This window comes from Nocardia vinacea (genome assembly GCF_035920345.1).
In the GTDB taxonomy this organism is placed as follows: Bacteria; Actinomycetota; Actinomycetes; order Mycobacteriales; family Mycobacteriaceae; genus Nocardia; species Nocardia vinacea_A.
Genome location: NZ_CP109149.1, coordinates 5,315,359 through 5,327,412, shown reverse-complemented (window position 1 = coordinate 5,327,412; position 12,054 = coordinate 5,315,359). Strand labels below are relative to the sequence as shown.

The window sequence follows — 12,054 nt, the reverse complement described above, 5'->3', positions numbered from 1 at the left end:
TCGCCATGGGCGTGTTGATTGCGGTCGAGGGGCTCGACGGCGCCGGGAAGCGGACGCTGATCGACCGTGTCGTCGCGAACCTGCGTGCGCGGGGCCTGCGCGCGGAAACACTCGCGTTTCCGCGCTATGACCGGTCCGTCCATGCGGATCTCGCGGCCGAGGCATTGCGTGGCGCCCATGGCGATCTCGCCGATTCGGTACACGGCATGGCGCTGATGTTCGCACTCGATCGGGCCGCGGCGCGCGACGACCTGTCGAAGCTGTTGGCCGACAACGACATCGTGATCCTGGACCGCTATGTGGCCTCCAATGCCGCGTATTCGGCTGCGCGCCTACATCAGTCGGCCGACGGCGAAATCGTGCGCTGGGTGGGCGAATTGGAGTTCGGCCGGTTCGAGTTGCCGGTGCCGACACTGCAGCTGTTGCTGGACGTGCCGACCGAGGTCGCGGCCGAGCGTGCCCGGCTGCGTGGCGAACTCGACGACAGCCGCGCGCTCGATGCCTACGAGCGCGACGGCGGACTACAGCGCCGTACCGGCGAGGTGTACCGTGAGCTGGCCGAACGGGACTGGTACGGACCGTGGTCGAGATACCGATCCGATGACGATCCGGCGACGCTGACTATTCGTTTGGTCGAAATTGTTGCTGGATAAGGTTGGATGTGCGGCGGGATTGCACCAGTGTTGGCGTGGCGGCCCGTTCCGAGCGCGAGAGATGACAACATAGTACTTATGAAGCCGAAGATTCTGGTCGTCGACGACGATATGGCACTCGCTGAGATGCTGACGATCGTCTTGCGCGGGGAAGGGTTCGACCCGCATGTGGTCGGCGACGGCACGCAGGCGCTGGCGGCGGTTCGGGAGATTCGTCCCGATCTGGTGCTGCTCGACCTGATGCTGCCAGGCATGAACGGTATAGACGTGTGCCGGGTGCTGCGGGCCGACTCCGGAGTTCCGATCGTGATGCTCACGGCGAAGACCGATACGGTCGACGTCGTGCTCGGTCTGGAGTCCGGTGCCGACGATTACATCGTCAAACCCTTCAAGCCGAAGGAACTCGTCGCCCGCGTGCGTGCTCGCCTGCGGCGCACCGAGGAGGAGCCCGCCGAGCTGCTCTCCATCGCCGATATCGTCATCGATGTGCCCGCGCACAAGGTGACCCGCGGCGGCGCGCAGATCTCGCTGACACCGCTGGAGTTCGACCTGCTCGTCGCGCTGGCCCGCAAACCGCGTCAGGTCTTCACCCGTGAGGTCCTGCTCGAGCAGGTATGGGGCTACCGGCACGCGGCCGACACCCGACTGGTGAACGTGCACGTGCAGCGGTTGCGGGCGAAGGTCGAGAAGGATCCCGAGAATCCGGAGATCGTCCTGACGGTCCGCGGTGTGGGTTACAAGGCCGGGCCACCGTGAGCGAGCGCAGCGAGCGAACCATAGGCACAGCCGAGTCGCTCGGTCATGCCGGAGCCGAGCGCCAGCGAGGCGTAGGCATGAGCGAGCGCAGCGAGCGAACCAAGGACACAGCGTTCGCGAGAACGCCGGAGCCGAGCGCCAGCGAGGCGAAGGCGTGATCGGTGGCGACGCGGATCGTTCGACCGCCTCGCCCGGTGTGGTGCAGCGCCTCGAACGGTCCCTCGCGCCGGTGGTTGCTTGGCTCAAGGAAGTCGGCAGCGCACTCGGCCATGTTTGGCGGCGTTCGCTGCAGTTGCGCGTCATCGTGTCCACACTCACCCTGTCGCTGATCGTCATTACGATCCTCGGTGTGGTGCTGACCAGTCAGATCACCGATCGGCTGATCGACGCGAAGATCAACGGCGCGGTCGAGGAGATGGATCGCGCCCGCAGTACGGTGGAGAGCCAGCTGGCCGGTGTGCACGATATCGGCACCCAGCAGCAGCGGCTCATCGATGCCCGCAATGCGCTGTCCAACCGCGGCGGGACCGGCCAATCCACCGGTGTTGCAGGCAGTTTCGATTCCGCGCTGAGCATTGTCGGCGGTACCCCGCAGCAGCAGATCTCGACCGGGCCGATCCAGGAGGTGCCCGAGGAATTGCGCCGCTTCGTCGCGCGCAACCAGGTCAGCTACCAGTTCGCCACGGTCGCGGATCCGGACGGCTACCACGGCCGGGCGCTGATCATCGGCAGCCCGAGCGCGGAGATTCCGACGCTGCAGACCTACCTGATCTTCCCGCTGGCCAATGAGGAGCGCAGCCTGTCGCTGATGCGCGGCACCATGTTGATCGGCGGCGTCGTGCTGCTGGTGCTGTTGGCCGCGATCACCGCACTGGTCACCCGGCAGGTGGTGCTGCCGATCCGCTCGGCCGCGCGGATCGCGGGCCGCTTCGCCGACGGCAGGCTCAAGGAACGCATGCTGGTGCGCGGCGAGGACGATATGGCGCGGCTGGCTCAGGCCTTCAACGAGATGGCCGAGAGTCTGTCCAACCAGATCAACGAGTTGGCGGAGTTCGGAAATCTGCAGCGTCGCTTCACCTCCGATGTCAGCCACGAGTTGCGCACCCCGCTGACCACCGTCCGCATGGCGGCCGACCTGATCCACGGCAGCAGCGACGATCTCGATCCGGCGCTGGCCCGCAGCTCGGAATTGCTGGTGACCGAACTCGATCGCTTCGAGGGTCTGCTCAACGATCTGCTCGAGATCAGCCGTCACGATGCCGGTGTGGCCGAACTGCAGGTCGAATCGCTCGACGTGCGGATGTGCGCGCGGGCGGCGATCTCCACCGTGCGGCATCTGGCCAAGGAATCCGGTGTCGAGGTGGTCATCGATATGCCGGAGGAGCCGCTGGTCGCCGAGGTCGATCCGCGACGGGTGGAGCGGGTGCTGCGCAATCTGCTGGCCAATGCGATCGACCACAGCGAGGGCAAGCCGGTGCTGATCCGGATGCGCGGCGATCTGGACGCCAATGCGGTCGCGGTCATCGTGCGCGATCAGGGTGTCGGCTTGAGGCCCGGTGAGGAGAAGTTGGTCTTCAACCGGTTCTGGCGTTCGGACCCCTCCCGGATGCGGCGTTCCGGCGGCACCGGACTCGGTCTGTCGATCAGCGTCGAGGACGCGAATCTGCACGAGGGCAAGCTCGAGGCGTGGGGCGAGATCGGTATCGGCGCGAGCTTCCGGCTCACGCTGCCGCTGGTGCGTGGCAAGAAGATGGGCGCGAGCCCGCTGCCGCTGGAACCAGTGCTGCGCAAGGCATTACCCGCGCCGCGGGTCGATCCGGAACCGGCCGAGGATCCGGCCACCGACGAGTCGGAACCCGAAGCCACGGTCACCGAGTTGCCGGTGATCCGCGTCGAGACCAACGGTGGCGAAGCGCTCCCGAGTGGAACTGCCGCGGAAGCGACGGACACCGATGCAGCGGACGCGGACGACTCGAACGGTGTCGGTTCGATCGGACTCACCAATGGCACGGGACGGGAGGCCGCGCAATCCGAATCCACCGAACCGAAGCAGGCCGGGCACAGCATGCCGGGTGACGGCGGGGACGTACAGTCATGAGGATGCGTAGCTGGTATCCGAGGCGTACAACGCTGCGGCTGTCCGCGCTGGGTGCGGCGGCCGTAGCTGCGCTGATGGTACTCACCGGATGTGCGAGCCTGCCGGAATCCTCCGCACCGCAGGCACTCGGCACCATCAATCGCCAGCCCACCTCGGACGGTCCACCGCCGCCCATCGGCGGTCGCGATCCGGACCTGTTGCTCCGCGATTTCCTGCAGGCCACCGCCGATCCGACCAACCGGCATCTGGCCGCACGGCAGTACATGACACCATCGGCATCGTCGCAGTGGGACGACACGGCGGGCACACTGATCGTGGACCGGGCCGATACCCTGCGCGAATCGCGCTCGGGCGATAAGGCGACCTATGTGATCCGGGCGCACAAGGTCGGCGAACTGGCCGCCGACGGCGCCTATCGGGCCATCGACGCGCCCTTGGAAAACAAGATCGAAATGACCAAGGTCGACGGCGAATGGCGCATCGATGAGCTGCCCGACGGCGTTGTGATGGAGCAGACCGCCTTCGCCAAGTCCTACCGGCGCTACGTCCTGTACTTCGTCGACCCGACCGGCACCACCGTCGTCCCCGATCTGCGCTGGATCTCGGTGGCCAAGAACCAGCTGGCCCAACGCCTGCTCAGCCTGCTGGCCGAGGGCGCCCAGCCCACGCTCGCCTCGGTCGTACGCAATGAACTCGCCGCACCGGTGACCCTGCGCGGCCCCATCACCAAGCCGAACAATGACGACAACGACGTCGGTGTCGGGCTCGGCGGCGTCCGCATCGATTTCGCCGGTGCCGCCGGGCTGTCCCCGCGCGATAAAGAACTCCTTGCCGGACAGGTGGTACTCACGCTGGCGGGTGCGGAAATCCTCGGACCGTACATGCTGCTCGCCGACGGCAAACCGTTCGACGATCGCTTCGCCGCCAACGGCTGGTCGGTCGCCGATGTCGAACAGCTGAGCCCAGCTGTCTACGCGCGCAACCAGATCGGACTGCACGCGCTGCGCAACGGCTCGCTGGTGCAGGTCACCGACGGCGGGATGATCACACCGCCCGGCTACTTCGGCGCGGTGAACAATCTGCAGTCGGTCGCGCTCTCCCCGGATGGTCAATTGGTCGCCGCGGTCGCCGATGCCGGACGTCCGCCGCCGGAGCCGCCGCGCACACTGATGGTCGGCAGCTACGGCGGCAACGCCTTCCCGGTCGCCGAGGGGGCCGCCATCAGCCGACCGTCCTGGAATGCCGACGGCACAGCCGCCTGGGCCGTGATCGATGGCGAACGGGTCATCCGCGCGGTCAACGATCGCGCCACCGGAAACGTCTCGGTACAGGATGTGGATATCTCGGCCCTGGTGGCCTCGGCGCAGGGATTGCGCCTGCCGATCACCGAGTTGCGGGTCTCGCGCACCGGTGTGCGTGTGGCGCTCATCGCAGACGGCAAGGTCTATATGGCGGTGGTCGAACGACGCCCAGACGGCAAGTACACGCTCACCTCGCCGATACAGCTCGCACTCACACTCAGCACACGGGCGGTGTCGTTGAGCTGGCTCACCGCGGACACAATCGTCATCGCGCGGGAGGGCAATGTCGATCCGCTGACGACCGTTTCGATCGACGGATCGCAGCCGACCCCGCAGATCAGCCAGAATCTGACCGCGCCCGTTCGGGTGGTCAGTGCCTCGCCGGAAGCCGAGTACGTGGGAGATTCGCGTGCGGTGCTCCAACTCCAGTACAGCGATCAGACCTCCGACCGCTTCTGGCGCGAGGTGCCCGGTCTCAACGGCGACAACTCGGTCCCGGTACTGCCCGGCTGAGAGCCCGTCGACGGCCTGCATTCCCGGAAAACCGGTATTTTCCAGGGATCGGCAAGCTGGTGAATCGCGGGTGCGCGGTACCTGTGCGTAGCGCGGATACGTTCGAGTCCGGCTCGGCAGCCGACTGGCCTAGTGCTTTCGGACCCAGGGAGCGTACATCGGGGGAATATCGAGATTCGCGATGTACTCGCATTCCACCGCGTATGGCAGGTCTCTCGGATGCTCGCATTCGTACTCGGACTGATAGCTGACTATCTGGGCACCCGCAGACGGTGCGGCGACGGTCGCGGTTTCGAGAGCAGCGAACCCGTGATCGCTATGGCGGTGGTAGCGTACTTCGATGGAAGATGTGGCGTAAATGGTTCTGCTGCAACGGAATCAGCGCATGAGCTGACCGATCGTCGCAGTGGGAGGCCGTGGGTTCACGGCCGCGTCGGTCGATGAAGTCTGTCGGTGGGTGGGCGCAGACTCGGGCGATGCGAACCCTGTTGGATCTGATCCTGGCTACGGCCTGTGCCGGATGCGGCGTGGCGGGTGTGGGCTGGTGTGCGGACTGTGCGGCCACCCTGGCGGGGCCGCCGATGCGGGTGCGGCCGCGCGCCGATCCGGGTGTGCCTTGCTGGGCGCTCGCGGCGTATGCGGGTCCGGCGCGGCGGGCGGTGCTCGCGGCAAAGGAGCATGGGCGTCGCGATCTGGCCGAGCCGGTGGGGCTGGCACTTGCCGATGGTCTGGCGCGACTGCGCGATGACCAGCGGCCGCTGGTGTTGATCCCGGCGCCGAGTCGGCGAGTGTCCGCGCGCCGCCGCGGCGGAGATCCGGTAGTGCGCGCGACGCGGACGGCGGCACGGTGGCTGCCGGATAGCCGGGTGATGCCGATGTTGCGGGTGTGGTGGGGTGTGCGCGATTCGGTGGGCTTGACAGTCGGTGAGCGGCAACACAATCTGCGCGGTCGGATCATGGCCCGACCAGGTACCGGAGCCGGGTCGGAAATCGCGGAGAATGCTGAGGTTGTACTGGTCGACGATGTGCTCACGACCGGCGCTACGGTCCGCGAATCGGTGCGCGCGCTCGACCGGATCGGGGTGCCGGTACGTGCCGTGCTGGTGACGTGTTCGGCTTGACTCCGGGAAATTTGCGTGAACAGTGGCGGACCGCCCGTTGACGTACTAGCGTCGCGATCACACACCCGAACCGGGAGTTTGGAGGTGGCGCCTCGGACATCATGTGCCGAGAGATTGTCTATCGGCACGGCTCATCCCGCCGCACGCACGCTGGTCTGTGCGGCCATATCCGGGAGGTACGCGTGACGACTTCTTCACGACCTTCAGTGAAAGACGCCCTCGCTGTGAAAGAAACACAGGCCTCGGTGCTCGATGACAGCACCCTGGATGCGACAGAGCAATCCACAGCGGACCGACCTCGCGCGCCGCGCGGCGATGTCGTGGTGAAGGGCCGCAATGTGGAGGTTCCCGACCATTTCCGAATTTACGTCGCGGAGAAACTCTCCCGTGTCGAACGCTTCGATCCGTCGATATTCATCTTCGATGTGGAGTTGTTCCACGAACGCAATCGTCGTCAGCGTAAGGCCTGCCAGCGCGTCGAGATCACTGCGCGCGGCAAGGGCCCGGTCGTCCGGGCGGAGGCATGTGCGGACAGCTTCTACGCTGCCCTCGAATCGGTGACCGCGAAGCTGGAGAGCCGGCTGCGTCGAACCAAGGATCGCCGCCGCGTCCACTACGGGGACAAGACCCCGGTCTCGGTGGCCGAGGCGACCGCCGATCTGATCGATGACTCACTGTTCGCACAGGCGGAGGGCGCCACCGCACACGAGCATCCCGAGGCCGAACGCAGTCGGCCCGAAACGGAGTCTCCGGATTACGCGGCCGGCCCCGGCCATATCGTCCGAACCAAGGACCATTCCGCGACCCCGATGTCGGTCGACGACGCGCTCTACCAGATGGAGCTCGTCGGGCACGACTTCTTCCTCTTCCAAGACAAAGAGACCGACCGACCGTCGGTCGTCTACCGTCGCCATGCATTCGACTACGGCCTGATCCGGCTCGCGTAGTCAGTCGCCACCCTTGTTCTCCGGGTATTCAGCGCACGAGTTGGATGCCCGGAGAGCCGCGCTGTCCGCCTGCTCGGCGTAACAACAGATTTCGCAAGCACATGGGTAACTCATCGGGTACGTCCAAACCTTGGCCAGGCTTCGACCGCCGGTCCGCGACGTAAGTGTCGTGGTGCTTAATCTTCGGCCTGAGGTCCGGGGAGGCGGGGGAGCCGTTCGCGGAAGAAGGTTCTGTGTAGCACGGAATCTCGGCGCTGCGGGCGCATGGTCTGCAACATGACCAGGTCGGCGAAGGTTTCGGCATCGCGTTCGCGGGCGGATGCGTAATCGCTGCGCCCGAGCACATAGGCGATGGACTCCGGGGAAATCGAGGGCAGTACGTCCGCGAGGGTCGACATCGGTTGTGGCGCGGGGGTTTCGGTCCCCGATTCCGGTCCGTGGCCGAGCAGCATATGACCCAGTTCGTGGACGATGATGTGCTCGGCATGCCATTCGGTGGTGTCTGCGCCGTAGACGATGATGTCGCTGTCGCGCTTGGCAATCCACAGACCACTGCCGGTGCCGCAGCCGGTGCCCGCGAGCAATGCGGTCTCGACGGGTTGCAGGGTGATGGTGCGACCGCGATGGTCGGCGACGGCATCGAGGTATGCGGTCAGATTCCACGGGGACGGTATCGGTACGTCCCGGGATACTTCCCGGAACCGGTGCTCCATACCGGGCATTCGTCGGCAATCTCCTACAGCGCTGCGGTCCCGCCCCATGCAACCGACGATGCTACCTACTGTTCGGAAACTGCCCGGTCTACGGTCGCTCGACCGGTTGATCCGTGCGGTGGATGAGCGCGGTCAGCGTGGTGAGATCGACATCGGATCCGCGCAGCGCGATGCTCGCGACATTGGCATCGCGCATGGTGGCGAGCAATTCGAGTTCCCGATCGATCGCGGCCGCCGCCGCGCCCGTGGTGGTCAGATAGTCGGCGCTCACGCCGAAGCAGTGTGCGATGGCGCTGAGCAGTTCGGATCCGACCGGCGCCGAGTCGAATTCGCCGCGCCGCAACCGGTCGAGCTGGTCCTCCGGGACGGTGCGGCCCAATTGCGCACCGACCTGTTCGGCCACCGCGGCCGTCGTGCGCTCGGGCTCCGACCGTGGGTGCACGGTCGCGAATAGTCGATTCACCTTGTGGCTGAGCGTCAGTCGCGCTCGGCTCGTCGCATCGTCGGTCATCTGTACTGCCCTCTACTGCTTGCCGTTTCGAATCGATGCCGCACCGGGATTGGCTGCCAGCCAGCGTGCGCGGAAGTGGCCCTCGGTGGCGGCGTCCACATCCTCCGCGCGTCCGGCCAGCCAGCGGCGATAGCGGCGTTCCTCCAGGTCGGCGGGGTCGCTGGACACGGCGGGTACGTCGAGCAGATGCGAGAACGCCATCGCGACCAAGGGATGCAGGGTTTTGCCCGGTCCGCCGTTGCGTTCCAGCATCGCGGTGGCGTACCGCGCGGACAGTCGGGAGACGACTCCGTTGAGATCCGAAATGGCCGCCACCACATGGGGTTCGGTGGTCCGGCCGCGCTCGACCGCGTCGTTGAGCCGACCGGCGGCGGCGAGCAGTCCGGTTAGATCGGAGAGTTCGAAGCGGATCGAATCGGGTCCGGAGACGATCGACTCATCGGTACTCGGGGTGTGCGCCGCGACCTCGTGTGCGGTCGGATCGCCGCCCGCATAGGTGCGCGCCGCGCTGCCGGGCAGCCAGCGCAGCGGCGCGTCGAGTTTGTTGAGCGTGTGCGTGCTGATGGTCGCATCGCCGTCTTCGATCTTGCGGATCGTCGGCGCCGAGGGCCCTCCCAGATCGCCGATCTGCATCTGGGTGAGGCCGAGTTCGTCCCGGCGTTCCTTGATGATTCGGCCGAAGCGCTTATGTCGCGACAGCTCCGAAGGGCTTTGCATAGTGAGCCTCATGCTAGAGGTTCTTTGGTAGAAATGACAACTTCATAGAAAAGATTTGAAAAACTAATAGAAAGATTGCTACTGTTTCCTTGCGCCGAGTGGTGTCGACGTCGACCTTGCGGGTTCCGGGACGAGCAGGGGCGTTCGCCGGGACAGGCGCCGCTCATCCGCCTTCCCCGTGCCTTTTGCCGGGCGCGGGGTGCCCCGACAGTGTCGTCGCGGGCCGGCGGTTGAGTGCCGGGCCCGCTTTCGGACGTGCCCGAGGAGTTACCCATGTGCTTGCGGAATCGGTTGATACGTGGGCGCGGCGGGGCGGTGGAGAATGCCCGGCTCAGCGGCGATGGAGGGGATCGCTGAGCCGGGCGCTCGCGGGTACTGTCAGTGGATCCATAGGCGACAATTGATTTCGTGAGTACATGGGTAACTCGCCGGGTACGTCCAGAACCCGGCCAGGCATCCCACGCAGGACCTGAACGCTGATCTCGCGGCTCACGACTTGTATGGCCTGAATATTCGGAGAGGCGGATGAGCATCCTATGGCTACCAGTGCTGGTCGCCGTGCCGTCATCGTTTCCGGTGCGCGCACGCCGTTCGTCAAGGCGTTCGGTGACTACACGCGGATGGATTCGATCGCGCTGGCCGATGCCGCGGTGCGTGGGCTGTTGGAGCGGACCGGTCTGCCCGGCGCGCAGGTGCAGGCGATCGTGTGGGGTGGGGTGATTCTGCCGAGTGCCGCACCGAATATCGCGCGGGAGATCGCACTGGATCTCGGTCTCGACCCCGGGTGCGAGGGGTACACGGTGACGCGGGCGTGCGCCTCCGGACTCCAGGCGATCACCTCGGCGGTGGCGGCCATCGAGCGCGGCGAATACGACATCATGATCGCCGGCGGCAGCGATTCGACCAGCAATGCCGAGGTGAAGCTGCCGCAGAAGCTGGTGCACGCCGGTGCGCCGCTCGCACTGGGCAAGCCGAAGCCGAAGGACTATCTCGCGGCAGCACGTCAGCTCGCGCCCTTTACCGATCTGCTGCCGAGCCGACCGAAAATCGCCGAACGCACCACCGGCGAGGTGATGGGGGAGTCGGCCGAGAAGATGGCCCGCATCCACGGGATCAGCCGCGCGGATCAGGACGAATTCGCCGCACGCTCACACCACCGGGCCGCCGCGGCCATCGATTCGGGCCGCTTCGACGACGAGGTGCTGCGGGTGCGCACCCCGCAAGGCACGGATGTCGCGCGCGACGGACTGGTGCGCGCGAATACCAGTGTCGAGAAGTTGGCGAAGCTGGAGCCGGTCTTCGCCCGCGACGGCAGCGTGACCGCGGGCAATGCCAGCCCACTCACCGACGGCGCGTCGGCGGTGCTGCTGATGAGCGAGGAGCGGGCGTACGCCCTCGGCTACCGACCGCTGGCCGCCTTCCGCTCCTGGAGCTACGTCAGCGTCGACCCGACCGATCAGGTGCTGATCGGCCCGGCCATCTCCATGCCGCGCGCCCTCGACAAGGCCGGAATGTCGCTGGGCGATATCGATTTCGTCGATATCCACGAGGCATTCGCGGCCCAGACGCTGTCCGTGCTCGCCGCACTGAACAGCGACGAGTGGGCCAAGACCCGCCTCGATCGCGATGCCGCGGTCGGCGAGGTCGATATCGACAAGCTCAATGTGCACGGCGGTTCGGTTTCGCTCGGACATCCGTTCGGCGCGACCGGCGCGCGCATGGTCACCACAATGGCCAACGAATTGGCCCGCTCCGGCAAGAACGCCGCCCTGCTCGGCATCTGTGCCGCAGGCGGAATCGGCGCATCGGCAGTGCTCGAGCGAGTCTGACCGCCCTGTACCAGCGTCCCGCCGCTCCGCATCGGCGGACGGGATGCGGTCGCGTCAGCACCGATCGGCTGTCGCAAAAGCAGTGATTTCCTCGCATAGGCTGTGCCTAGTGCGAGGTAGTCAAAGCCTTTGCGGCAGTAGTTCTTTCGCGGATTCAGACGCGGAAGGTTTCTTGGTGGACGGCGTCGGTCAGGGGGCGGCCGGTGCGCCAGCCGAAGCGTTCGAGGTCGGGTATGCGTTGGAATTCGTGCACCGGGCCGACGCACAGCCAGGCGACGGGGCGGATGCCGTCGGGTAGGCCGACCAGGTCGGTGAGGAATTCGGCGTCGTAGAACGAGACCCAGCCGACGCCGATCTGCTCGGCGGTGGCGGCCAGCCAGAGGTTTTGGATGGCGAGAACCGCCGAGTAGATGCCGGTTTCAGGTACGGTGGCGCGGCCGAGAACCTGCGGGCCGCCGCGGTCGTGGTCGTAGGTGACCACGATGCCGGTGCCGCTCTCGGTAATGCCCTCGATCTTGATCGGGTCGAAGGTCGCCGCCCGATCCGGCGGCAGCGCGTCCCGGAACTCGATCCGCTTCTGTGCGACGTGGTCGGCGAACTTCCGCAGCGTCGCATGCTCGTGCACCACCACGAAGTCCCAGGGCTGCGAGTTGCCGACACTGGGCGCGCGATGTGCGGCATCAAGTATCCGCCACAGCGTCGCATCGTCGACGAGGTCACCGGTGAACTCGGCCCGTACATCCCGCCGCATCCGGATCGCCTCGTAAACGCTCAGATCTTCAGCACACACGCCCTCAGTCAACCAGCCGCAACCGGCGCTCCTACCGAGGCCCGGGCGGATACCGCGAGGCCGCCGCGCCCTGAATGGTCGGCCCATCGAAAGGCGAAGACGCCC

The 12,054-nt window shown here is 66.3% G+C and carries 11 protein-coding genes; 7 read left to right on the top strand and 4 right to left on the bottom strand.

The window, feature by feature from the left end:
• Positions 1-5 precede the first annotated feature (5 nt).
• The 6 genes from OIE68_RS24375 to hpf all read left to right on the top strand — a co-directional run bounded on the left by OIE68_RS24375 (position 6) and on the right by hpf (position 7,389).
• Positions 6-653, top strand: a complete 648-nt coding sequence (locus OIE68_RS24375) for a dTMP kinase (protein WP_327093426.1) — start codon at positions 6-8, stop codon at positions 651-653.
• 78 nt (positions 654-731) lie between these two features.
• The gene (mtrA, locus tag OIE68_RS24370) at positions 732-1,409 is read left to right on the top strand and encodes an MtrAB system response regulator MtrA (RefSeq protein ID WP_062984230.1); all 678 of its coding nucleotides are present in this window, start codon (positions 732-734) and stop codon (positions 1,407-1,409) included.
• A gap of 199 nt (positions 1,410-1,608) precedes the next feature.
• On the top strand, positions 1,609-3,507 hold the full coding sequence (gene mtrB, locus OIE68_RS24365) for an MtrAB system histidine kinase MtrB (RefSeq protein ID WP_419150793.1): 1,899 nt from the start codon (positions 1,609-1,611) through the stop codon (positions 3,505-3,507).
• Positions 3,508-3,509: 2 nt separating this feature from the next.
• Positions 3,510-5,321, top strand: a complete 1,812-nt coding sequence (gene lpqB, locus OIE68_RS24360; RefSeq protein WP_327093425.1) for an MtrAB system accessory lipoprotein LpqB — start codon at positions 3,510-3,512, stop codon at positions 5,319-5,321.
• A gap of 476 nt (positions 5,322-5,797) precedes the next feature.
• Entirely contained in the window at positions 5,798-6,442 is a 645-nt protein-coding gene (locus OIE68_RS24355) for a ComF family protein (protein ID WP_327093424.1), read from the top strand.
• Positions 6,443-6,687: 245 nt separating this feature from the next.
• Positions 6,688-7,389 (top strand): ribosome hibernation-promoting factor, HPF/YfiA family, encoded by a 702-nt coding sequence (hpf, locus tag OIE68_RS24350; RefSeq protein ID WP_419150792.1) that lies wholly within the window; start codon positions 6,688-6,690, stop codon positions 7,387-7,389.
• Between the two features lie 176 nt (positions 7,390-7,565).
• On the opposite strand, the gene OIE68_RS24345 is transcribed toward hpf, so the two are convergent.
• From OIE68_RS24345 to OIE68_RS24335, 3 genes are all read right to left on the bottom strand, one after another.
• Complete coding sequence (locus tag OIE68_RS24345) at positions 7,566-8,111, bottom strand: hypothetical protein (protein ID WP_327093423.1); 546 nt, start codon at positions 8,109-8,111, stop codon at positions 7,566-7,568.
• Positions 8,112-8,190: 79 nt separating this feature from the next.
• Positions 8,191-8,613 carry a hypothetical protein gene (locus OIE68_RS24340; protein ID WP_327093422.1) on the bottom strand — a complete coding sequence of 141 codons (423 nt, stop codon included), beginning with the start codon at positions 8,611-8,613 and terminating at the stop codon, positions 8,191-8,193.
• Between the two features lie 12 nt (positions 8,614-8,625).
• Positions 8,626-9,330 (bottom strand): helix-turn-helix transcriptional regulator, encoded by a 705-nt coding sequence (locus OIE68_RS24335; RefSeq protein WP_327093421.1) that lies wholly within the window; start codon positions 9,328-9,330, stop codon positions 8,626-8,628.
• A 536-nt stretch (positions 9,331-9,866) separates the two neighbouring features.
• Here OIE68_RS24335 and OIE68_RS24330 point away from each other — a divergent pair.
• Complete coding sequence (locus OIE68_RS24330) at positions 9,867-11,159, top strand: acetyl-CoA C-acyltransferase (protein WP_327093420.1); 1,293 nt, start codon at positions 9,867-9,869, stop codon at positions 11,157-11,159.
• Between the two features lie 154 nt (positions 11,160-11,313).
• Here OIE68_RS24330 and bluB read toward each other — a convergent pair whose 3' ends face one another.
• Positions 11,314-11,961, bottom strand: coding sequence for a 5,6-dimethylbenzimidazole synthase (gene bluB / locus OIE68_RS24325; RefSeq protein ID WP_419150558.1), 648 nt, complete (start codon positions 11,959-11,961; stop codon positions 11,314-11,316).
• Positions 11,962-12,054 lie beyond the last annotated feature (93 nt).